This is a genomic window from Streptomyces sp. NBC_00353 (assembly GCF_036108815.1).
Lineage (GTDB): Bacteria > Actinomycetota > Actinomycetes > Streptomycetales > Streptomycetaceae > Streptomyces.
Window position 1 is genome coordinate 8,064,976 of the sequence record NZ_CP107985.1, and the last position, 22,872, is coordinate 8,087,847.

A 22,872-nucleotide genomic window follows, 5' to 3' on the forward strand; every position below is an offset into this window, starting at 1 on the left:
GGTCCTGGGCAGGGGCCGCTGTCAGTGGTGTCTGGTAGGAATTTGGCTGTGAGCAGCGACAACGAGCATTCCGTGGACCCCGAGGGTGGGGCGCCGGAGCAGCTTGCGCTCATTCGGGAGACCGTACGGAAGGCGAACGTGCCGCGGGCCAAGCCGCGGACCTGGCGGGGGGCCGCACTCGCCAAGGAGCTGCCCGTCGCCCGGGTGATGGTCAACAAGGGCGTGCTCCACCTCGACCAGTACTTCGACTACGCCGTGCCGGAGGAGCTCGACGCCGAGGCGCAGCCCGGTGTGCGGGTGCGGGTGAGGTTCGGGGCCGGGGGGCGCAATGTCCGCGGCGGGCGCCGTGAGGGCGGCGGGCTGATCGACGGGTTCCTCATCGAACGGCGTGCCGAGTCGGACTACCCGGGGGCGCTCGCCGCGCTCGCCTATGTCGTATCGCCCGAGCCGGTGCTCGGACCCGAGCTCCTCGCCCTGTCCCGTGCCGTGGCCGACCGGTACGCAGGCAGTCTCGCCGATGTGCTGCAGCTCGCCGTGCCGCCCAGGAACGGACGGGCCGAGTCCAAGCCGTCGCCGGAACCGCTGCCGCCGCCTCCGGCGCCGTCGGCCGGGAGCTGGGAGCGGTACGAGCAGGGGCCCGCGTTCCTGCGGGCGCTGGCCGAGGGCGGGGCGCCCCGGGCCGTATGGACCGCGCTGCCGGGCCCGCACTGGCCGCTGGAGATCGCCAGGGCGGTCGCCGCGACCCTCGCCTCCGGGCGGGGTGCGCTCGTCGTCGTACCGGACGGGCGCAGTGCCGGGCGGGTGGACGCCGCGCTCACGGAGGTGCTGGGGGCGGGCCGCCATGCGCTGCTGACCGCCGACTCCGGGCCCGAGAAGCGGTACCGGGAGTGGCTCGCCGTGCGGCGCGGATCCGTGCGCGCGGTGGTCGGGACGCGGGCCGCCATGTTCGCACCGGTCGCGGATCTGGGTCTGGTCGCCGTGTGGGACGACGGCGACTCCAGCCACAGCGACGACAACGCCCCGTTCCCGCATGTCCGGGAGGTCCTGGAGCTGCGGGCGGCGCACGGCCGGTGCGCGTTCCTGCTCGGCGGGACGAACTGCACGGTGGAGGCCGCCCAGCTGGTGGAGAGCGGCTGGGCGCTGCCGCTGCGTGCGGACCGGGAACAGCTGCGGATCGCGGCGCCGCTGATCCGTACCGTCGGCGACGGCGAGCTGGCGCGGGACGGGGCGGCCCGGGCGGCGCGGCTGCCCAGCCTCGCCTGGCAGACCGTGCGGGACGGGCTGCGCAGCGGGCCGGTGCTGGTGCAGGTGCCGCGTCGTGGGTACGCACCCCGGCTGGCCTGCGAGCGCTGCCGCGAGCCGGCCCGGTGCCGTCACTGCGCGGGACCGCTGGAGGCACCGGACCAGCAGGATCTCAACTGCGCCTGGTGCGGCCGGGCCGAAACCGCCTGGCACTGCGTCGCGTGCGGCGCCAACCGGCTGCGGGCCCGGATCGTCGGCGCCCGGCGGACCGCAGAGGAGCTCGGCCGGGCGTTTCCCGCCGTGCCGGTGCGCACATCAGGGCGCGACCACATCCTCGATTCCGTCCCCGATGTGCCCGCGCTGGTGGTCAGCACCCCCGGAGCCGAGCCTGTCGCCGAGGGCGGCTACGCGGCCGCGCTGCTGCTCGACGGCTGGGCGATGGTCGGCCGCCCCGACCTGAGGGCCGGCGAGGAGGCGCTGCGCCGCTGGACCGCCGCGGCCTCACTGGTACGGGGGCAGCAGGAAGGCGGCACGGTGGTGATCGTCGCCGAACCGACGCTGCGGCCGGTCCAGGCACTGGTGCGCTGGGACCCGGTCGGCCACGCCCGCCGCGAACTGGCGGAACGAGCCGAGCTGGGCTTCCCGCCGGTGTCCCGGATGGCCTCGGTGACCGGCCCGCCGGAGGCTCTCGCCGCCTTCCTCGCCGCCGCGGAACTGCCGCCGGAGGCGGAGGTACTCGGCCCGGTCCCGGTGCCGCGCACCGAACCCGGCAGACCGCGCAGACCGTGGGACGCGCCGGTGGGGGAGAGCTGGGAGCGGGCACTGCTCCGGGTGCCGCCGGGCAGCGGCGCCGCACTTGCCGCCGCTCTGAAGACGGCGCAGGCGGCGCGGATGGCCCGGGGGAACGGCGATCCGGTACGGATCAGGATCGATCCCCCGGACATCGGCTGACCGGACGTGCGCCGAGCCACATACGACTGCCCCTCCGCGCTTCGGGCACGGCGGGGCAGAGGGGGTTCGGTCAGCCGTTGCGCGGGCCGGGGAAGGCGCCGGGGCGCAGGTCCTCGCGCAGGGACGGGCGGTCCGCCGAGGGCTGGGGAGGCATCGAGCGGGCCGTAGGTACGGCGGGCAGTACCGACGACGTGCCGGACCCGGGCGTCACGGGCAGCGGACGCGTCCCCGCGGTCTCCGCGGCCACCTCCACCTCCACGGCCCCCGGCTGCGGGTTCCGGCGGGCGCCGTAGCGGCGGTGGACCGCCTGCTTGGTGACTCCGAGTGCGGAGCCCACCGCGTCCCAGGAGAAGCCCAGCGAGCGGTCGAAGTCCACTGCCGCCGTCACCAGGGTTTCGACGCTGTCCCGCAGTTCCTGGGCCAGCCTGACGGTGGGGGCCGGGGCCCTGCCGTAGACGACGAAGCCCGTGGACGGGCCGGAGCGGCGCGGACGGTAGACGTTGCCCAGTTGGGCCGTGAGCGTGCGCAGTGCGTCCACCTGCCGCCGGACCCGCTCGATGTCCCGCACCAACAGATGCAGGCTGGCCCGCGCTTGGGCGTCGTGGGTTGCGTGGTCGGCCATGAAGAAGCCTCTCGAACCGGCGTTGAAAGGGGTCGGACCGCACCTGGCGGCCCGCTTCGGTCAATCTCTCTTGACCAACGCGTCACCCGGGGCTGTGGTCACGCTTCAGGGGCGTACGCGCATATGCGCGGGGCGCACGGTCGTGCGTACGCCCCCGGTCGGTTGCCGCCTAGACTGGTGCGTTGCTCGTCACCGTACGTTTCGGCCTGAGAGGCAGTCAGCCACCCATGAAGCTCGTCTTCGCAGGCACCCCCGAGGTAGCCGTACCCGCCCTGGACGCCCTGATCTCCGCCGGCCGGCACGAAGTGGCCGCCGTCGTCACCCGCCCCGACGCTCCCGCCGGACGCGGCCGTCGACTGGTCGCCAGCCCCGTCGCGGAGCGCGCCGAGGAAGCCGGGATCGAGGTGCTGAAGCCCGCCCGGCCTCGCGACGAGGACTTCCTCGCGCGGCTGCGGGAGATCGCCCCGGACTGCTGCCCGGTCGTCGCCTACGGGGCGCTGCTGCCCAAGACCGCGCTCGACATTCCTGCCCGCGGCTGGGTCAATCTGCACTTCTCGCTGCTCCCGGCCTGGCGCGGCGCGGCCCCCGTGCAGCACGCGGTGATGGCCGGGGACGAGGTCACCGGTGCCTCGACCTTCCTGATCGAGGAGGGACTCGACTCCGGACCGGTGTACGGCGTGCTCACCGAGGAGGTACGGCCCACCGACACCAGCGGCGATCTGCTCACCCGGCTCGCCTTTGCCGGCGCCGGGCTGCTCGCCGCGACCATGGACGGTATCGAGGACGGCACCCTGCACGCCGTGCCGCAGCCGGAGGAGGGCGTCACCCTCGCACCGAAGATCACCGTCGAGGACGCCCAGGTGCAGTGGTCGGCGCCCGCGCTGCGGGTCGACCGGGTGGTGCGCGGCTGCACCCCCGCCCCCGGGGCATGGACGCTCTTCCGGGGGGAACGCCTCAAGCTGATCCAGGCCGTGCCCGTCCTGGACCGCGCCGACCTGGCGCCCGGCGAGCTGTCCGCGTCCAAGAACAATGTGTACGTCGGCACCGGATCGCACGCCGTCGAGCTGCTCTGGGTCCAGCCGCAGGGCAAGAAGCCGATGCGGGCCGCGGACTGGGCGCGCGGGGTGCGGATCGCCCCGGGGGAGCTGATCGGGGTCTGAGCCCTGTCCGGCGGCATGTCCGGCGGGGACGCGGGACAGGACCGTCCGGTGGCCTGTCCTGTCCTCGATCGCCGGACGGGCTTGATCCGACGGCGACGTAGGCTGGGAGGGTTCGCCCCCTCACCATCAGCGGAGCACCTTTCACGTGAACGACCAGCAGCGTCGCCGTCCCGCCAAGCCGCATCGCCGGCCTCAGAAGGACCCGGTCCGGTTCCTCGCCTTCGAAGCGCTCAGGGCTGTCGACGAACGCGATGCGTACGCCAACCTCGTCCTGCCCCCGCTGCTGAAGAAGGCACGCGCCAAGGGTGACTTCGACGCCAGGGACGCGGCGCTGGCGACCGAGCTGGTCTACGGGACGCTGCGGCGCCAGGGCACGTACGACGCGATCGTCGCGTCCTGCATCGACCGGCCGCTGCGCGAGGTCGACCCGCCGGTCCTCGACGTGCTGAACATGGGCGTCCACCAGCTGCTCGGCACGCGTATCCCCACCCACGCCGCGGTCTCCGCCAGTGTGGAGCTGGCCCGGGTGGTGCTCGGCGAGGGACGGGCGAAGTTCGTCAACGCCGTGCTGCGGAAGGTCGCCGCGGACGACCTCGACGGCTGGGTGGCGCGCGTCGCCCCGTCGTACGACGAGGATGCCGAGGACCACCTCGCCGTCGTGCACTCGCACCCGCGGTGGATCGTCTCGGCCCTCTGGGACGCGCTGGGCGGCGGCCGCGCCGGGATCGAGGATCTCCTCGAAGCCGACAACGAACGGCCCGAGGTCACCCTCGTCGCCCGCCCCGGCCGTTCCACCACCGATGAGCTGTTCACGGCCCTCGGCGACGAGAACGGGCTGCCCGGCCGCTGGTCGCCGTATGCCGTACGGATGGCCGAGGGCGGCGAGCCGGGCGCCCTGGCCGCCGTGCAGGAAGGCCGTGCCGGAGTCCAGGACGAGGGCAGCCAGCTGGTGGCCACGGCCCTCGCCAACGCGCCGGTGGACGGCAGCGACACCCGGTGGCTCGACGGCTGCGCCGGGCCGGGCGGCAAGGCCGCGCTGCTCGCCGCCCTCGCCGCCGAACGCGGCGCTGCCCTCCTCGCCGCCGAGAAGCAGCCGCACCGGGCCCGGCTCGTCGAGCGCGCGCTGGCCGGCAACCCCGGCCCGTACCAGGTCATCACCGCCGACGGCACCCGCCCGCCGTGGCAGCCCGACAGCTTCGACCGGGTCCTGATGGACGTCCCGTGCTCCGGCCTCGGCGCGCTGCGCCGTCGCCCGGAGTCCCGCTGGCGCCGCCGCGCGGAGGACCTGGAGAGCTTCGCGCCGCTGCAACGGGGCCTGCTGCGGGAGGCATTGAAGGCCGTGCGGGTCGGTGGCGTCGTCGGTTACGCGACCTGCTCGCCGCATCTCGCGGAGACCCGAGTGGTCGTCGAGGACGTGCTGAAGGGGCGCGGCGGCCAGCCGGTCGAGGCGGAGTGGGTGGACGCGCGCCCGCTGATGCCCGGTGTGCCCGCGCTGGGCGACGGACCCGACGTCCAGCTGTGGCCGCACCTGCACGGCACGGACGCGATGTATCTGGCTCTGCTGCGGCGTACCGCGTAGGGCCCGGTACCGCCGGCCTCACGCGGTGCGGTGACCTGTGCCGCGTGCGGCCGGTGGCGGAATGTACGTCCCGAGCGCCCGCAGCCGAGTGTCCGGACCCACGCGTAACGAAATTGCGTAACGAAACCCTCGCCCCCGCGGTGTGCGGTCCGGGGGAAGGTCACCGCCGCAAGGCCTGTACCGCTGCCGATCGGCCCGACGCGGGCCGAATCGCCCGGATCGGGCAGCCGAAACCCCTGGATTTCGCGAACTGTAATGATCCCGTGAGGCTTTGGCCCGCACTCGGGCGGGGAAGTGCCGCGGAACATGGCAGGCTTGGCACATGGCCCAGATCAACCCGAGCATCCTGTCCGCCGACTTCGCTCGCCTCGCCGAGGAGGCGAAGGCCGTCGAAGGCGCCGACTGGCTCCATGTCGATGTCATGGACAACCACTTTGTGCCCAACCTGACCCTCGGCGTGCCCATCGTGGAATCGCTCAGCCGGGCCACGGACACTCCGCTGGACTGCCATCTGATGATCGACGACCCGGACCGCTGGGCGCCGCAGTACGTCGAGGCGGGGGCCGGCTCGGTCACCTTCCATGCGGAGGCCGCGGCAGCGCCGGTGCGGCTGGCGCGGGAGATCCGGGCCAAGGGCGCCCGCGCCTCCATGGCGCTGAAGCCCGCGACGCCCATCGAGCCGTACGAGGACCTGCTCCCCGAGCTCGACATGCTGTTGATCATGACGGTGGAGCCGGGCTTCGGCGGCCAGGCCTTCCTGGACATCATGCTGCCGAAGATCCGCCGTACCCGTGAGCTGATCTCCAAGCACGGTCTGGAGCTGTGGCTCCAGGTCGACGGCGGGGTCTCGGAGTCCACCATCGAGCGGTGCGCCGAGGCCGGTGCGGACGTCTTTGTCGCCGGTTCCGCGGTGTACGGGGCCCAGGACCCGGCCGAGGCGGTACGCGCCCTGCGTGCCAAGGCGGACGGGACGATCGCTTCGGCGGCCTGGGCGTGCAACCACTGAAGCCGGCGGCGACGTCGGCAGTGACGACGCAGCCCGGTCGGGCCCCGGTTGCCGGTCGGCCCGGCCAAGGGCAGATGAACGCGGTCCGACGGGACCGATCAAGGATCGCCGGATCTGACAGGATGAACGGCGTATCGAGCGTGTGAACAGCAGTGAGGAGATCGCGGTGTCTGCTATGTCGGCGGGACGGTCCGCCCTGCGGATGGGGCCCGCGGAGCTGGTGCAGGCGGCGGCCATGGCCCGCCGCTTCTACCTCGAGGGAAAGTCGAAGATCCAGATCGCCGAGGAGTTCGGCGTCAGCCGCTTCAAGGTGGCCCGGGTCCTGGAGACGGCGCTCGAGCGTGACCTCGTACGGATCGAGATCCGGGTCCCCGCAGAGCTGGACGCGGAGCGTTCCGACGCGCTGCGGGCCCGCTACGGGCTGCGGCACGCGGTCGTCGTCGAGTCTCCCGCAGAGGAGCAGGACGACGCCCCGGACCCGGAGAACCTGGGCGAGGTCGCGGCCGATCTTCTCGGCGAACTGGTGAACGAAGGCGATGTCCTGGGCCTGGCCTGGGGCCGGTCCACCATCCACATGGCGGCGGCCCTCGACCGGCTGCCGCCGTGCACGGTCGTGCAGCTCACCGGGGTGTACGACGCGGGGACCGCCGAGCGCGGTTCGGTCGAGGCGGTCCGGCGGGCCGCCCAGGTCTCCGGTGGCGAGGCCCACCCGATCTATGCGCCGATGCTGCTGCCCGACCCGGCCACGGCCGCCGCGCTGCGTCACCAGACCGGCATCGCCCGCGCCTTCGAGTACTTCGACAAGGTGACGGTCGCCGCGGTCTCCATCGGCTCCTGGGAGCCGGGTATCTCCACCGTCCACGACATGCTGACCGACGAGGAGCGGGAGCACTACGCGTCGCTCGGCGTCGCGGCCGAGATGTCCGCACACCTCTTCGACACGGAGGGGCGCCGGGTCGGCCGCGACCTGGGCGAGCGGTGCATCACCGTCGAGGCGGACCGGCTGCGGCGGATCCCCGAGGTTGTGGCGATCGCGGGCGGCCAGCGCAAGGCGGCGGCGATCGGGGCGGTCCTGCGGTCCGGTCTGGTCACCAGCCTGGTGACGGACACATCAGCCGCCGAATATCTGCTGACGGAGTCCGCGGCGCCGCGGCGGCCCGCACTGGAGCGGGCCGACCCGGACGGGGTCTGAGCGGGACCGGGCGGCGTTCCGGACGGGCCGCCCGGCGGCCACCGCGCCCCGGCCGCCGGACGGGCTCCACGCCCCGTCCGGCAGCCGATGCGATGCGCTGCGGGGTCAGTCCTGCCGTAGGCCCAGGACCGTTGGCTCCAGGTACTGCTGCGGCTCCTTGTACTGGCTGACGTCCGCGGGGTTGTAGCGCGGCGTCTGCCGTGACCAGTCCAGATTGCCGCGCATCCAGCTCCGCATGCCGTTCAGGTACGGGACGAGCATCCCGGAAAGCAGCGGGTAGGCCGTCACCAGCTCGGCCTCGGCAGCCAGGAAGCGCTCCGTCTCCCTGGCGATCTCCGCGCAGACGTGCTCCAGAGCCTGCTGCTTGCCGTATCCGCGATGGTGCCGGACCAGGTGGACGAGGTTGTGGATCTCGCCGAGGACCTGTTCCTTCTCGTACGAGTACACGTCATTGGCCCAGCACACGACATTGCACGAGGCTTCGAGCGCGACGATGAACCGTGGGTCGTTGTGGATCGACTCGGGTGCCTCGATACCGGCCACGATCTCTATCAGGTCCATGCAGACATGTATGGCGCCGGTGTGCCGCCGCTTGGCGATGTACGTCTCCTCGGACGGCACGACACCCTTCGCCCGGTTCCCCGCCTCCCAGGTGGTGGCCGTGGTGAGGTACGTGATCAGGTGCCAGGCGAACCGTCGCAGCCAGTGCGCGGCCGCGTTCGGCGTCGTCCGTTCCCACAGGTCGGCCAGGGCGACCACCGCGGCCGGGAGCTCCTCGTCCGGCAGCGGGCCGGCGCCGGTCCCCTGGACCACGGCGCGCATCAGCGACACCACGTCGCGAACCCGGTCCGGGCTGCGGCCGAGATGGCCGTCGTCGAGCTGGTCGTCGACGAGAAACAGCCAGACGAACCAGTCGGCGACGAGATCGAGATTCTCGGCGTTCGCGGTCGGATACACCATGCCGACGAACGCGCCGAAGTCGGCTTGCTCGAAGCGTTCCCTGGCTGAATCCCGGTGTACCAGACCGGTGCTGCGCGTCCAGCTGTCGAGGTGCGCACGCGTGTTCGCGACGTGCGGGTTCGTCTGCTGGGGGAACGGGCAGTAGATGTCCGGCAGTTCGTTCTCCACGGGCGGGTCTGGATCCTCTCCGGTCGTACGTGTGACGGAAGTTGGGGCCTTTCCGCCTGTTCCTCGGGACTTGGTTGCGACCCGCGGGACCTGCGCGTTTGAAGCTACCTGACCCCTTGTCACCAGGTCCAGGGAAGATGATCGTGAATGGTTGAAAGCTGTTCGGGTAGTGTCTGTGGGTAAGGCAGGTTCCACTTGCCCGTGACTCCCGCACGCGGCCCTTGTAGGAACGTACGAACGCGGGAGCCGTTTGCTGTGTCTTCAGGGCAGCGACCTGCGCGGTTCCGTATGAAAAAATGAGCCTTATGCGTTTTCTTGAGCCCGGCACCGGTCGCTACACAGAGTCCCCCTCGGTCCCGTACGACCTCACGTACGACGACGTCTTCATGGTTCCGGGCCGCTCAGCGGTCGGTTCCCGCCAGGGGGTCGACCTCTCCTCGCCGGACGGCACCGGCACCACCATCCCGCTCGTCGTCGCCAACATGACGGCGATCGCGGGCCGCCGGATGGCCGAAACGATGGCCCGCCGCGGCGGGCTGGTCGTCATCCCCCAGGACATCCCGATCGACGTCGTCACCGACGTCATCTCCTGGGTGAAGACGCGCCATCTCGTGCTCGACACGCCGATCGTGCTGACCCCGGGACAGACCGTCGCCGACGCCCTGTCCCTGCTGCCGAAGCGCGCGCACGGCGCCGGCGTCGTCGTCGACGAGGAGCAGCGGCCCGTCGGCGTCGTCACCGACCACGACCTGACCGGTGTCGACCGCTTCACCCAGCTCTCCGAGGTCATGTCCAAGGACCTGGTGCTGCTCGACGCGGACATCGATCCGCGCGACGCGTTCAACAAGCTCGACGGCGCCCACCGCAAGCTCGCCCCCGCGGTCGACGCGGACGGCCGGCTCGTCGGCATCCTCACCCGCAAGGCCGCGCTCCGCGCCACCCTCTACACCCCGGCCACCGACGCCGACGGCAAGCTGCGGATCGCCGCTGCCGTCGGGATCAACGGCGATGTCGCGGGCAAGGCCAAGCAGCTCCTCGACGCAGGCGTCGACACCCTCGTCGTGGACACCGCGCACGGTCACCAGGAGTCCATGATCAGCGCGGTCCGCGCGGTCCGTGCGCTCGACCCGCAGGTGCCGATCGTGGCCGGCAACATCGTCGCCGCCGAGGGCGTGCGCGACCTCATCGAGGCCGGCGCGGACATCATCAAGGTCGGTGTCGGCCCCGGCGCCATGTGCACCACCCGGATGATGACCGGCGTCGGCCGGCCCCAGTTCTCCGCAGTGCTGGAGTGCGCCGCCGAGGCGAAGAAGTACGGCAAGCACGTCTGGGCGGACGGCGGCGTCCGCCACCCGCGCGATGTCGCCATGGCGCTCGCCGCGGGCGCGTCCAACGTGATGATCGGCTCCTGGTTCGCCGGTACGTACGAGTCGCCCGGCGACCTCCAGCAGTCCGCCGACGGGCGCTACTACAAGGAGTCCTTCGGCATGGCGTCCGCGCGCGCCGTGAAGAACCGCACGTCGGACGAGTCGGCGTACGACCGCGCCCGCAAGGCGCTCTTCGAGGAGGGCATCTCCACCTCGCGGATGTTCCTGGACCCGGCGCGCCCCGGCGTCGAGGACCTGATCGACTCGATCATCGCGGGCGTCCGCTCCTCGTGCACGTACGCAGGTGCGGCGTCCCTGGAGGAGTTCGCCGAGAAGGCGGTCGTCGGTGTGCAGAGCGCCGCCGGTTACGCCGAGGGCCAGGCGCTGCACGCCAGCTGGAGCTAGTCACGCGCTCCCGGCAGCGCCGGTAGGCAACGAGGAAGAAGTCCGGGCCGCCGACGCGGCCCGGACTTCTTCCGTCGGTGGGGGAGAACGCCGCTCAGCAGGCCGGCGCGGATACGTACGGGGCGAGCGCCTCCGTGACGGCCGCCGCCAGACGGGCGTGGCCGGCGTCGTGGGGGTGCAGGCCGTCCGCCAGATGTTCCGGCCCGAGGACATCGCGTCCCGGCAGCACGGACAGCCGGGAGTCGCCCGCGCGGACGAGGTCGGCACCGGCCTCCTCCATCGCCGTCCGCAGCTCGCGCAGAGTGGCCCCCAAGGCATTCGGGGTGTCCTCGGCGTCCGGGCACAGGAGCGGTGAGACGAGCAGCAGCGGTGTCCCGGGGTGGCCCGCGCGCACCAGTGTGATGAACGCGCGCACCGTCTCGTACAGCAGCGGTGCCGAGAACGGCACTCGTGACCAGCAGTTCGTACCGAACGCCAGCGTCAGTACGTCGGCCGGGAGCGCCGCGATCTGCTCGGCGACGCACAGCTCCCCGCGCGCCGCCCCCGCGTACCCCAGATTGACCGGGTCCAGCCCGAGCTCGCGGCCGGCCACCGCGGGCCACGCGTGAGCGGGGCGCGTGGACCACCAGCCCTCGGTGATCGAGTCGCCGTGCACCACCCACCGCGGCTGCTCCGGCGCGGGCAGCAGCGTGCCGCCCACCGCCCGCACGCCGAGGATCAGGGGGGACTGTCCCTGCGGCGGATGGACGGTGAACGGGCCTTCCCCGGGCGGGAGTTCGAGCACGGCGACCGCCTCCTCGGCGGGCTCCGTGAAGATCTCCGCCACGCACCGGTCGCCCTGCCAGAGCGCGAACACGTGGGCGAGGTCGTGCAGCGCGTCCGCCGGGTCGGGCACCGCGGCGCGGTAGCGGATCTCCACCGCACGCGCACCCGGTGCCAGGAACTCCAGCCGTACCCCGATGGGCAGCAGCGCCCGCGCCCCGGTGTCCCACGGCAGTCGCGCCAGATCGGCCGGGTCGGCCCGCACCGTACGCACACCGTCCCGCCAGGCCACACCGCGCAGAAAGAGGTCGGGGTCGAGCCAGGTCATCGGGTCTCCGTTCGGTAGGGGTGCGCACTGCACCCTTACCCCGCTGCGTCGCCCCGACGTCCGTACGGCCCCGTCCGTCACCGCGTGTTCTACTTCGGGTGCGGCACGGTGTGCCGCCGTCCCCGAACACCCATCGCAGAGAAGTGATCCACCTGAAGTGCGACTGAACGATCTCGACGAACGCATCGTCCACGCCCTTGCCGAGGACGCCCGCCGCTCCTACGCCGACATCGGCGCGATCATCGGCCTCTCCGCGCCCGCGGTGAAGCGCCGCGTCGACCGGTTGCGCGCGGAAGGGGCCATCACCGGCTTCACCGTGCGGGTGGACCCGGCGGCGCTCGGCTGGGAGACCGAGGGATTCATCGAGATCTACTGCAGCCGCAACACCTCCCCGGAGGCGATCAAGACCGGTCTGGCGCGCTATCCGGAGATCGCGTCGGCATCCACGGTCACCGGGGAGGCCGACGCGATCGTCCAGGTCTTCGCCGCAGACATGCGCCACTTCGAGCAGGTGCTGGAGCGGATCGCGGGCGAGCCCTATGTGGAGCGCACCAAGTCGGTGCTGGTCTTGTCGCCGCTGCTGCGGCGGTACTCCTCGGGGACTCCGGGCTGATCACACAGGCGGGCGACGGCTCTCCGGCGCGTCCTGTCGGGGCCGCGGACACACACCTGGGCAGGTGGTCCTCGACGAGACCGATATCACCCCTCTGACCTGCAACGACACTCCACGCAACGAATCACCGCCGCAGCGGTGGATCGCGCAATGGATCGACGGTCGGCGCGCAACGCTCGCGCCTTGTCCGGCCGGAATCCCGGCCCGTACCGTCTATACGTCCCCGCTAAGCCCGCACCGCCCGAGGTCTGCCATGCCGCCGTTGCGCACCGCCCTGCTCCAGAGCTCCGGACGTCCGGGCTCGGTGGCCGAGAACATCAAGGTGCTCGACGAGGCCGCCGGCCGCGCGGCAGCGGCCGGGGCCCGGCTGCTGGTCTGCCCCGAACTGTTCCTCACCGGATACGCCATCGGCGACGACGTGCCCCGGCTGGCCGAGCCCGCCGACGGCACCTCCGCACGGGCCGTCGCCGACATCGCCGTGCGGCACGGGCTCGCGGTCCTGTACGGCTACCCGGAGCGCGCGGACGAGCTGATCTTCAACGCGGCGCAGCTGATCGGCCCGGACGGCACCCGGCTCGCCAACTACCGCAAGACCCACCTGTTCGGCTGCTTCGAGCAGCAGTGGTTCACCCCCGGTGAGCAGCCCGTCGTCCAGGCCGAGGTGGACGGCGTACGCATCGGGATCATGATCTGTTACGACGTCGAGTTCCCGGAGAACGTACGGGCGCACGCGCTCGCCGCCACCGACCTGCTGCTGGTGCCGACCGCGCAGATGCACCCCTTCCAGTTCGTCGCGGAGTCCGTCGTACCGGTCCGTGCCTTCGAGAGCCAGATGTATGTCGCGTACGTCAACAGGACAGGTCCGGAAGGCGAGTTCGAGTTCGTCGGGCTGAGCTGCCTGGCCGGCCCCGACGGCACCGTCCGCACCCGGGCCGGACGCGGCGAGGAGCTTGTCGTCGGCGATGTGGACCCGGAGTTCCTGACCGCGTCCCGCGCCGCCAACCCGTATCTGCACGACCGCCGCCCCGGTCTGTACGGCTCCCTCGTCTGAGCCCACGCCCTCCCGCTTCCTCTTTCCCGTGCAAGGAGTCCGTACCCCATGACGTCCACGGTGCCCAACGCCGTCCAGCACACCGACGCGCAGCCGCCGATCACCATGTTCGGGCCGGACTTCCCGTACGCGTACGACGACTTCCTGGCCCACCCCGCGGGGCTCGGCCAGATACCGGCGACCGAGCACGGCACCGAGGTCGCCGTCATCGGCGGCGGGCTCTCCGGCATCGTGGCCGCGTACGAACTCATGAAGATGGGCCTCAAGCCCGTCGTCTACGAGGCGGACCAGATCGGCGGGCGGCTGCGTACCGTCGGTTTCGACGGCTGCGACCCCTCGCTGACCGCCGAGATGGGCGCGATGCGCTTCCCGCCGTCGTCCACGGCGCTGCAGCACTACATCGACCTGGTGGGCCTGCGGACCGAGCCGTTCCCCAACCCGCTGTCCCCCGCCACCCCGTCGACCGTCGTCGACCTCAAGGGCGAGTCGCACTACGCGGAGACCATCGCCGATCTGCCGCAGGTCTACCGCGATGTGATGGACGCCTGGAACGCCTGTCTGGAGGAGGGCGCCGACTTCTCCGACATGAACCGGGCGATGCGCGAGCGCGACGTCCCGCGCATCCGGGAGATCTGGGCGAAGCTCGTCGAGAAGCTCGACAACCAGACCTTCTACGGCTTCCTCTGCGCCTCCGACGCCTTCAAGTCGTTCCGGCACCGCGAGATCTTCGGTCAGGTCGGCTTCGGTACCGGCGGCTGGGACACCGACTTCCCCAACTCCATCCTGGAGATCCTGCGGGTCGTCTACACCGAGGCGGACGACCATCACCGCGGCATCGTCGGCGGCAGCCAGCAGCTCCCGCTGCGGCTCTGGGAGCGCGAGCCGCAGAAGATCGTGCACTGGCCGCTCGGCACGTCGCTGTCCTCGCTGCACGACGGTGAGCCCCGCCCCGCCGTGACCCGGCTGCACCGCACCGCCGGGAACCGGATCACCGTCACCGACGCGACCGGCGACATCCGCACCTTCCGGGCGGCGATCTTCACCGGCCAGTCCTGGCTGCTGCTCTCCAAGATCGACTGCGACGACGCGCTGTTCCCCATCGACCACTGGACGGCGATGGAGCGCACCCACTACATGGAGTCGTCGAAGCTGTTCGTTCCGGTCGACCGGCCGTTCTGGCTGGACAAGGCCGTCGACGACAGGGGGGTTCCCACGGGCCGGGACGTCATGTCGATGACGCTCACCGACCGGATGACCCGGGGTACCTACCTCCTCGACGACGGGCCCGACAAGCCGGCCGTCATCTGCCTCTCGTACACGTGGTGCGACGACAGCCTGAAGTGGCTGCCGCTCTCCCCGAACGAGCGCATGGAGGTCATGCTGAAGTCGCTCGGCGAGATCTACCCGGACGTCGACATCAGGAAGCACATCATCGGCAACCCGGTGACGGTCTCCTGGGAGAACGAGCCCTACTTCATGGGCGCGTTCAAGGCCAACCTGCCGGGCCACTACCGCTATCAGCGGCGGCTGTTCACCCACTTCATGCAGGACCGGCTGCCCGCCGACAAGCGCGGACTCTTCCTCGCGGGCGACGACATCTCCTGGACGGCCGGATGGGCCGAGGGCGCCGTGCAGACCGCGCTCAACGCCGTCTGGGGTGTGATGAACCAGTTCGGCGGCGCCACGGATGCGACGAACCCCGGCCCCGGTGACGTCTTCGACGACATCGCCCCGGTCGAACTCCCGGAGGACTGACCGGCGTTACGCGGGCCGGCAGACGCTGCGCTGCCGGCCCCGGCCCCGGCCCCGGCCCGGGCTCCGGTACCGGGCGACGGATGGCGTACCGGATGCGCCGCCGCCGCGGTGCGGGCGCCTTCGCAGAGGTGTGCGGTCAGCGGCACGGGGTGAGCAGACAGCGCCCCACCAGACCCGCACCCGCGTCCATCCGCTGCCGGAACTCCTCGGCGAGCACCGGGAGATCACGCAGCCGCCACAGCACCCGGGCCGCCGACCACGCCGCCTCGCGGGCCCGGTCCAGACTCCATGACCCCAGCAGATGGGTCAGCGGATCCGCGACCTCCAGCAGATCGGGACCCGGCATCAGATCCTCGCGGATCTGCTCCTCCAGCATCGCGAGGAGGTCGCCCACCTGGTCGAACTCCTCCTGCAGGTCCGGTGGTGCGCAGTGGAGCGTGCGGCAGGTGTCCACGACGGCGAGCGCCAGATCGTGGCCGATGTGTGCGTTGATCCCCGCCATCGCGAACTGCAGCGGCCGTACACCGGGATGGTGCCGGTACTGGAACAGCGGGCGCCAGCAGTCGGGCGGCCGGTGACCCGCCGACGCTGCGTCGACGGCCGCGAGATAGCGCTCCGCGAACTGCACGTCCAGGGCGGCCGCGGCCACCCGGTCGGGGAACGCGCCTTCGGTGATCTGCCGGTCGACGGTCTCGGTGACCGTCAGATAGACCCGGTTGAAGACCGCCACCCCGTCCACCGGCGGCCAGGAGGACTGAAGGTCACGCATCCGCCCGAGCACCGAGGTGACATCGGGCGGCGCGGCGACGGGACCGGCCCGGCCCGCGAACTGCTCCATCTGCTTGAACTGCGACATGGGGGCAGCGTCCCAGCCGTGGGTCCGCCGTGGCGCCGACGGGCCGTGGGTTCATCGGAACGGGGGAACGAGGGCAGAGCCATCGGTGCCCCGGAGGCCCGCCCCGGGTCGTTCCGGACCGGTGAGCGCGGCGGTGCGCGGTCAGGCCGAAGGCGTCGGGTCACCGATTCCCTGGGCCACGAGTTCGGGCACGGTGTGTTCGCTTCCTCCCGGAAGGGGCTACTGCGTAGGCGGCTTCGTGTCGTCGTACGTGGACGTGCCCGCGTCCAGCAGCGGCTCCTGCGGCTTCAGATGGGCCGGGGCGAAGGCCCGCAGCACGTGGTAGCCGGTGATCACGACGATGGTGCCGAGCGCGATCCCGCTCAGCTCGAAGTCGTCGGTGATCTTCAGGCTGACCCCGCCGACACCGATGATGATGCCCGCGGCGGCCGGCACCAGATTCAGCGGGTTGCGGAGGTCGACGTTGCCGCTCATCCAGATCTGGGCGCCCAGCAGGCCGATCATCCCGTACAGGATGACGGTGATGCCGCCGAGGACCCCGCCCGGGATCGCGGCGACGATCGCGCCGAACTTGGGGCAGAGCCCGAACAGCAGGGCGAAGCAGGCGGCGGCCCAGTACGCGGCGGTGGAGTAGACGCGGGTCGCGGCCATGACGCCGATGTTCTCGGAGTACGTGGTGTTGGGCGGGCCACCCACGGCGGTGGAGAGCATGGAGGCTGCGCCGTCCGCCGCGATGGCGGTGCCGAGCTTGTCGTCGAGCGAGTCACCGGTCATCTCGCCCACGGCCTTGACGTGCCCCGCGTTCTCCGCGATCAGCGCGATCACCACCGGCAGTGCGACCAGGATCGCCGACCATTCGAAGCTCGGGGCGTGGAAGGACGGCAGTCCGATCCAGTCGGCCTTGGAGACCCCCGACAGGTCGAGCCGCCAGTGGTCGGCCGCCTCGGCGCCGCCCGTCGGTGAATGGATCTTTCCGAAGACCCGGTCCAGCACCCAGGACAGCGCATAGCCGAAGACCAGACCGAGGAAGATCGCGATGCGCGAGAAGAATCCGCGCAGGCACACCACGGCCATACCGGTGAAGAGCATGACCAGCAGCGCGGTCCACTGGTCCTGCGGCCAGTACGTCGACGCGGTGACCGGCGCCAGGTTGAAGCCGATGAGCATGACGACGGCGCCGGTGACCACGGGCGGCATCGCCGCGTGGATGATCCGGGCCCCGAAGCGCTGTACCGCGAGACCCGCGAGGAAGAGCGCCACGCCGACGACGAAGACCGCCCCGGTGACGACGGCACTGTCCCCGCCGCTCGCCCGGATCGTCGCGGCCACGCCCACGAAGGAGAGCGAACAGCCGAGATAGCTGGGCACCCGGCCGCGCGTGGCGAGCAGGAAGATGGCCGTCGCGACACCGGACATCATGATCGCGAGGTTCGGGTCCAGCCCCATGAGCACCGGGGCGACGAACGAAGCGCCGAACATCGCAACCACGTGCTGGGCGCCGAGCCCGAACGTACGGGGCCAGGAGAGCCGCTCATCGGGCCGGACCACGGCCCCCGGTGCGGGGGTCTTTCCGTCGCCGTGCAAGGTCCAGCGCACGCCGAGGCCGCCCATGGTCGCTCCCTGTGTGTCCGTGTGTGGGTCCGTGCGGTGCCCGGTGCCGTGTTCGTACGGCCCGGCGCCACCGCGGAGAAGATCAGCGCCATGGTAATGCCGGAGCGGCGTCGACCCGTGTCCGGGTTCCGCTGCGCGAGCCCTGCCCGAGGGTCCCATCCATGAATCGTGCGCGAAGCATTGTCACTCCGAACAGGCGGCTCTACGCTCACACGGTCGTGCTCGTGAACATCATTCAGATATCTGATTCATGAGGGGAGTGCTCGATGAGCGAAAGACCTCGTCGGCGTCTCGGAGCCCTGCTCACCACCGTCGTTGCCCTGACCGCCGTCCTGGTGCCGGCCGCCTCCTCCGCAGCCGCCACCGCCCACGGCCACCGCCCGCCGCCCCGGGTGCCGAGGACCGTGGTCATCGACGGCCACCGCATTCAGCAGACCAAGCTACGACTCGACCACGGCGACCGGGCTCTGCGCACGGCCGTCGACGCGCTGACCGTGAAGGCGGACAGCTGGCTGGACCAGGGCCCCTGGACGGTCGTCGACAAGCCGAAACCCGCACCGAGCGGGGACCCGCACGACTACCTGAGCCAGGCCCCGTACTGGTGGCCCTCCCAGCCGAAGACCGCGGAGAACCCGTGGGGCTGTCCGTACGTCCAGCGCGACGGCGAACGCAACCCCGAGGTCGACACCGGCACCGACCGCCCCGACATCGGCAAGGTCTTCAACTCGGTCACCACGCTCAGCCTCGCCTGGTACTACACGGGCCGGAAGCAGTACGCCGAGCACGCCTCGGACATCCTGCGCACCTGGTTCCTCGACCCCGCGACCCGCATGAACCCCAACCTGAACCACGGGCAGTTCATCCCCTGCAAGTACGACGGCCGGGCCATCGGCATCATCGACTTCTCCCAGCAGTACACCTCGGTCCTGGACGCCATCGCCCTCCTCGACACGGGTGCGCCCGGCTGGTCGAAGAGCGACCGGACCGGCATGCGGGCCTGGAACGCCTCCTTCCTGGACTGGCTGGTCGACTCGGACTTCGGCAAGCAGGAATCGGCCGCCCAGAACAACCACGGCACCTTCCAGGACATGCAGATCGCCGGCCTCGCCCTCGCCACCGGTGACAAGGACCTCGCCCGCAAGGTCGTCCTCGACGCGCGTGCGCTGCGGATCGACCCGCAGATCGCCGCCGACGGCACCCAGCCGCAGGAGCTGGCGCGCACCCGCAGCTGGCACTACTCGACCTTCGACCTGGTCGCCTACACGCGGCTCGCCGCGATCGGCAAGCAGGTCGGTGTGGACCTCTGGGCCTACCAAGGGCCGCAGGGACAGAGCCTGTTCAAGGCGGTCGACTATCTGCTGCCTGCCGCGACCGGGGCGGCCCCCTGGCCGCACCCCGAGCTCGAGTTCTACCGGTACGCGGCCAGTGACATCGTGCACGCTGCCGCCGACGCCGGTGACCGGCAGGCGCAGGCCGCCGTGCCGCAACTGGAGACGCCGCCCGGCGGCGACCTCTGGGCGCTGCGGCCGGCAGCGGAACAGCTCGACTCGATCGCCGGCTGAACGTCCGCGGGCGGGACTCCCCCCGGAGCCCCGCCCGCGGAACGAGCCCTCAGGCCCGGGGCTCGGCCGCCGCCTCCGGTACGCCGACCGCCTTCGCCGCGACCTGGCGGTCACCCGCCCGCAGCACCCCGGCCCCCAGCACCAGACCGAACGCCAACACCGTCACCAGGCCGAACGACACGACCAGCGAGGTCGCCTCGGCCAGCGAACCGATCGCCGACGGGGCGATCAGCCCGGAGGTGTACGTGATCGTGGCGACGCCCGCGATCGCCTGGCTCGGGTTCGGCCCGCTGCGTCCCGCCGCCGCGAACGCGAGCGGGACGACCACGGCGACACCGAGGCCCAGCAGCCCGAAACCGCACATGGCCGGAACCGCGCCCGGCGCGACGACCACCAGCACACCCCCGACGGTTGCCAGCACTCCGCCCACCCGCACGGTCCTGACCGCACCGAACCGGTCGACGACCTTGTCCCCGGCGATCCGGGCCACCGCCATCGTCAGTGCGAACGCCGTCGTGGATGCGGCCGCGAGCCCGGCGGAGCTGTCCATGATGTCCCGCAGGTAGACCGCCGACCAGTCCAGGCTGGCTCCCTCGGCGAACACCGCGCAGAACCCCACCGCGCCGATGACCAGCGCCGACCTGGGCGGCAGGGTGAACCGCGGTGGCGGCTCCTCGTCCGGCTCGCTGCGCAGATCCAGTACGTGCCGGCAGGCGACCAGGCCGAGCACGGTGAGCACGAGAGCGGCGAGGACGTGGTGCAGCCGGGCGTCGGCGCCGATGTGGGCGGCCACGGTGCCCGCCGCCGAACCGATCAGGGCACCCACGCTCCACATGCCGTGCAGCCCGGACATGATCGACTTGTCGAGACGGTTCTCCACCTCGACGCCGAGGGCGTTCATGGCCACGTCCGACATGCCGGCCGACGCCCCGAACACGAAGAGCGCCGCGCACAGCGTCAGCAGGTTCGGTGCCAGCGAGGGCAGCGTCAGCGCAAGCGTCCACAGGGCCAGCAGTCCGCGCAGTGCGGTTCTGGCGCCGAGGCGATGGCTGATCGCACCGGCCAGCGGCATGGCGAGCGAGGCACCGATCGCCGGGAAGGCCAGGGCGATGCCCAACTGCCCCGCACTGACCCCGGCGTGGTCCTGGATCCAGGGCACGCGCGTGGCGAAGCTGCCGGTCACCGCGCCGTGCACGGTGAAGACCGCGGCGATCGCGAACCTGGCCCGCCTCACCTGCTCCGTGCCGAAGACCGTCTCTGTGGATTCCGTCGTCATGCCGCCGTGCCCTCCCCTGGGAATTCTCTGTCGCGGTCGACCCCCGCGCCTGTCCTCACGGTGTGGGGAGTAAACTATCAGGAACCCTGCCTGATAAATAGGCCGTCATGGCCCCTCCCCGTGCGGCAGTGATCTGGAAGGATCCCGGCATGCCCGCATCACCGAGCACCGCCCGGGTCATCAACGACCGGCTCGCCCTTCGGCTGCTCCAGGAGGACGGCCCGCTGACGGCCACCCAGCTCAAGACCCTGACCGGACTCTCCCGCCCCACCGTGGCCGATCTGGTGGAGCGGTTGCAGGGGGCCGGTCTGATCCAGGTCGTCGGCGAGAGCGGCGCCGAGCGGCGCGGCCCCAACGCCCGGCTGTACGGGATCGTCGCGGACCGTGCCCACCTCGCCGCCCTCGACGTGCGCACCGACAGCGTCGCCGTCGTCGTCGCCGATCTCCTCGGCGTCACGCTCGCCGAGGCCACCCTGCCGATCGGCAGCGACACCGGCACCGAGACCGCCGCGGAACAGGCCGCCGCACTGCTGGAGGACACCGCGCGCGAGGCGGGCGCCGCACCGCTGCACAGCGTCGGCATCGGCGCCCCCGGCCTGATCGACCCGGTCACCGGAGAGCTCCGCGACACCACCGGCCTGCCCGCCTGGCACCGTCGCCTCGTCCGGGTGCTCCAGCAGCGGCTGCCCGCGACCGTGCTCGTCGAGAACGAGACCAATCTGGCCGCCGTAGCCGAACACCGTCTTGGCGCGGCCCAGGACCGCGACACCTTCGTCCTGCTCTGGCTCGGCCACGGCATCGGCGCCGCCGTCATGCTGGACGGCAAGCTGCGCCGCGGAGCCTCCGGCGGTGCGGGTGAGATCGGCTTCCTGCCCGTGCCGGGCACGGTGCGGATCCCCTCCGCGGTCAACTGCGACGGCGGGTTCCACTCCCTGGTGGGTGCGGCGCCGGTGTACGAACTGGCCCTGGGGCACGGCATCGACCTGCGTACGCGGATGGGTTCCGGGGAGCAGGAGCCGGCTGCCGCGTTCGCCGTACGGGCCGCCCTGGCCGGAGAAGGGGAGAGCGAGGCGTTCCTCTCGGCCCTCGCCGACCGCCTCGCGGTGGGCGCCGCCGCCGTCGCCTCGGTCATCGACCCCGGCTGTGTGGTCCTCGCCGGCGAGGTCGGTCACGCGGGCGGCGAAGCGCTGGCGTCCCGGGTCGAGGAGCGGCTGGCCATGATGTCCCCGCTGCGGACGGAGGTCAGAGCGGGCCTGCTGGGCGGCTCCGCGGTGCTCCGCGGTGCGCTGCTCGCCGCCCGCGATGCGGCTCAGGACGAGCTGTTCACCCCTGGCGGCGTCGGCAGCGCTCCGTGAGGAACTCCTCGAACGTGGCCTTCCCGACGGCCCGCCGGGGAGTCGGATGCCCGCCCCGCCGGTAGCCGGCATACGCCTTTCCGGCCAGCGGTACGGGCACCAGCGGCCGCCGTTTCCCGGCCGCCCGGAGATAGGCCCGGGCCGGCCCGGCAGCTCCCGGACCTCGGGTCCGCCCATCTCCGGCACCCGCCCCGCCGAACCGGCCACCGCCAACTCGGCCGGCCGGTCCGCGACTTCACCGGTATCGATGGACTGCGGCCGCACCCCGGCCGGCAACGGCATCACGGGCAGCCGGGCCGCTGCGGCGAGGACGCGCAGGACCAGGTCGTGGAACTGGGTGGACCGCAGGATCGTCCAGCCGAGCCCCGAATCCTCGACCATCTGCTCGACCTGCCGCTTGACCCGGTTGTAGCCGAGCGGCACCCGGTCCACGCCGACGATCGAGACATGGACCGGATGGGGGACACCGGCCTGTTTCGCGGCCTCGATGAGATGTCCGGCCGCCGTGTCGTCGCCACCGCGCGGCTGCGCGGCGCAGTGCACGATCGTGTCCGCGCCGTCGACCGCCGCGCCCAGGCCCGTACCGTCGCGCAGATCGACGGCACACGGCTGTGATCGTCGGCTCAGCACCCGGACTTCGTGCCCGTCGGTGCGCAGCCGGTCCGTCACCTCTCGTCCGAGGGTTCCGGTTCCGCCGGTCACCGGAATCGTCGCAGTGGATCCAGCCTGTCGGAGACGGCGAACGGGCGGCCCCCGAACCCGCTCGTGCGCCTGTCCGTGCGTCCGTCCGTGAGCCCGCCAGGGGCCCGGCTGTGAGCCACTCCACACCTCTCATCCGTATGGCCCATGAGCAGGCGTGGCACACTGATCCTGTAACAGCAGCAGCGCACTCCGGGGTCGGTGCAATTCCGAACCGGCGGTTATAGTCCGCGACCCGTCCGCATCCAGCGGCCGGTTGACCAGGTGAGATTCCTGGACCGACGGTTAAAGTCCGGATGGGAGGCAGTGCGCGGCGGGCCGTCACAGGTACGTCGTCGTCGGCGGATGCGTT

17 protein-coding genes, 1 pseudogene and 1 riboswitch are annotated in these 22,872 nt (G+C 71.8%); of the genes and pseudogenes, 11 read left to right on the plus strand and 7 right to left on the minus strand.

Features of this window, described 5'->3' with window-relative positions; translation table 11 throughout:
• Positions 1-48: 48 nt before the first annotated feature.
• Positions 49-2,193: a primosomal protein N' gene (locus tag OHA88_RS36390; protein ID WP_328628622.1), complete on the plus strand. Its 2,145-nt coding sequence runs from the start codon at positions 49-51 to the stop codon at positions 2,191-2,193.
• A 70-nt stretch (positions 2,194-2,263) separates the two neighbouring features.
• On the opposite strand, the gene OHA88_RS36395 is transcribed toward OHA88_RS36390, so the two are convergent.
• Positions 2,264-2,815, minus strand: coding sequence for a hypothetical protein (locus OHA88_RS36395; protein ID WP_328628623.1), 552 nt, complete (start codon positions 2,813-2,815; stop codon positions 2,264-2,266).
• Positions 2,816-3,042: 227 nt separating this feature from the next.
• On the opposite strand from OHA88_RS36395, the gene fmt reads away from it, so the two are divergent.
• The 4 genes from fmt to OHA88_RS36415 all read left to right on the plus strand — a co-directional run bounded on the left by fmt (position 3,043) and on the right by OHA88_RS36415 (position 7,752).
• Positions 3,043-3,975 (plus strand): methionyl-tRNA formyltransferase, encoded by a 933-nt coding sequence (fmt, locus tag OHA88_RS36400; RefSeq protein ID WP_328628624.1) that lies wholly within the window; start codon positions 3,043-3,045, stop codon positions 3,973-3,975.
• Between the two features lie 145 nt (positions 3,976-4,120).
• Positions 4,121-5,554, plus strand: coding sequence for an RsmB/NOP family class I SAM-dependent RNA methyltransferase (locus OHA88_RS36405; protein ID WP_328628625.1), 1,434 nt, complete (start codon positions 4,121-4,123; stop codon positions 5,552-5,554).
• Between the two features lie 322 nt (positions 5,555-5,876).
• Entirely contained in the window at positions 5,877-6,560 is a 684-nt protein-coding gene (gene rpe / locus OHA88_RS36410) for a ribulose-phosphate 3-epimerase (protein ID WP_030918954.1), read from the plus strand.
• 175 nt (positions 6,561-6,735) lie between these two features.
• Entirely contained in the window at positions 6,736-7,752 is a 1,017-nt protein-coding gene (locus OHA88_RS36415) for a sugar-binding transcriptional regulator (protein ID WP_267008164.1), read from the plus strand.
• A 105-nt stretch (positions 7,753-7,857) separates the two neighbouring features.
• Here OHA88_RS36415 and OHA88_RS36420 read toward each other — a convergent pair whose 3' ends face one another.
• Positions 7,858-8,880 carry a terpene synthase family protein gene (locus tag OHA88_RS36420; RefSeq protein WP_328628626.1) on the minus strand — a complete coding sequence of 341 codons (1,023 nt, stop codon included), beginning with the start codon at positions 8,878-8,880 and terminating at the stop codon, positions 7,858-7,860.
• 305 nt (positions 8,881-9,185) lie between these two features.
• On the opposite strand from OHA88_RS36420, the gene OHA88_RS36425 reads away from it, so the two are divergent.
• Positions 9,186-10,652 carry a GuaB1 family IMP dehydrogenase-related protein gene (locus OHA88_RS36425; protein WP_328628627.1) on the plus strand — a complete coding sequence of 489 codons (1,467 nt, stop codon included), beginning with the start codon at positions 9,186-9,188 and terminating at the stop codon, positions 10,650-10,652.
• A 94-nt stretch (positions 10,653-10,746) separates the two neighbouring features.
• On the opposite strand, the gene OHA88_RS36430 is transcribed toward OHA88_RS36425, so the two are convergent.
• Entirely contained in the window at positions 10,747-11,742 is a 996-nt protein-coding gene (locus tag OHA88_RS36430) for a GDSL-type esterase/lipase family protein (protein WP_328628628.1), read from the minus strand.
• Between the two features lie 157 nt (positions 11,743-11,899).
• Between OHA88_RS36430 and OHA88_RS36435 the strand changes: the two genes are divergently transcribed.
• The 3 genes from OHA88_RS36435 (at position 11,900) to OHA88_RS36445 (ending at position 15,161) form a co-directional block, all read left to right on the plus strand.
• Positions 11,900-12,355: an Lrp/AsnC family transcriptional regulator gene (locus OHA88_RS36435; RefSeq protein WP_267006233.1), complete on the plus strand. Its 456-nt coding sequence runs from the start codon at positions 11,900-11,902 to the stop codon at positions 12,353-12,355.
• Positions 12,356-12,608: 253 nt separating this feature from the next.
• Positions 12,609-13,406: a carbon-nitrogen hydrolase family protein gene (locus tag OHA88_RS36440; RefSeq protein WP_328628629.1), complete on the plus strand. Its 798-nt coding sequence runs from the start codon at positions 12,609-12,611 to the stop codon at positions 13,404-13,406.
• A 48-nt stretch (positions 13,407-13,454) separates the two neighbouring features.
• Positions 13,455-15,161: a flavin monoamine oxidase family protein gene (locus OHA88_RS36445; protein WP_328628630.1), complete on the plus strand. Its 1,707-nt coding sequence runs from the start codon at positions 13,455-13,457 to the stop codon at positions 15,159-15,161.
• 136 nt (positions 15,162-15,297) lie between these two features.
• Here the strand turns inward: OHA88_RS36445 and OHA88_RS36450 are convergent, their stop codons facing one another.
• Together OHA88_RS36450 and OHA88_RS36455 are read right to left on the minus strand one after the other, a co-directional pair.
• On the minus strand, positions 15,298-16,017 hold the full coding sequence (locus tag OHA88_RS36450; RefSeq protein ID WP_383919355.1) for a DUF5995 family protein: 720 nt from the start codon (positions 16,015-16,017) through the stop codon (positions 15,298-15,300).
• 219 nt (positions 16,018-16,236) lie between these two features.
• Complete coding sequence (locus OHA88_RS36455; protein WP_328628631.1) at positions 16,237-17,628, minus strand: uracil-xanthine permease family protein; 1,392 nt, start codon at positions 17,626-17,628, stop codon at positions 16,237-16,239.
• 266 nt (positions 17,629-17,894) lie between these two features.
• On the opposite strand from OHA88_RS36455, the gene OHA88_RS36460 reads away from it, so the two are divergent.
• A complete protein-coding gene (locus OHA88_RS36460; RefSeq protein WP_328628632.1) occupies positions 17,895-19,190 on the plus strand; it encodes an alginate lyase family protein in 1,296 nt (431 codons plus the stop codon).
• A 49-nt stretch (positions 19,191-19,239) separates the two neighbouring features.
• Here OHA88_RS36460 and OHA88_RS36465 read toward each other — a convergent pair whose 3' ends face one another.
• Positions 19,240-20,466, minus strand: coding sequence for an MFS transporter (locus OHA88_RS36465; RefSeq protein WP_328628633.1), 1,227 nt, complete (start codon positions 20,464-20,466; stop codon positions 19,240-19,242).
• 149 nt (positions 20,467-20,615) lie between these two features.
• On the opposite strand from OHA88_RS36465, the gene OHA88_RS36470 reads away from it, so the two are divergent.
• Complete coding sequence (locus tag OHA88_RS36470) at positions 20,616-21,821, plus strand: ROK family transcriptional regulator (RefSeq protein WP_328628634.1); 1,206 nt, start codon at positions 20,616-20,618, stop codon at positions 21,819-21,821.
• On the opposite strand, the pseudogene OHA88_RS36475 reads toward OHA88_RS36470, so the two are convergent.
• Positions 21,790-22,529: pseudogene (locus tag OHA88_RS36475) on the minus strand (SDR family oxidoreductase). The gene OHA88_RS36470 and the pseudogene OHA88_RS36475 overlap by 32 nt on opposite strands.
• 174 nt (positions 22,530-22,703) lie before the next feature.
• A riboswitch (FMN riboswitch) is annotated at positions 22,704-22,834 on the plus strand.
• The last annotated feature ends 38 nt before the right edge of the window (positions 22,835-22,872 follow it).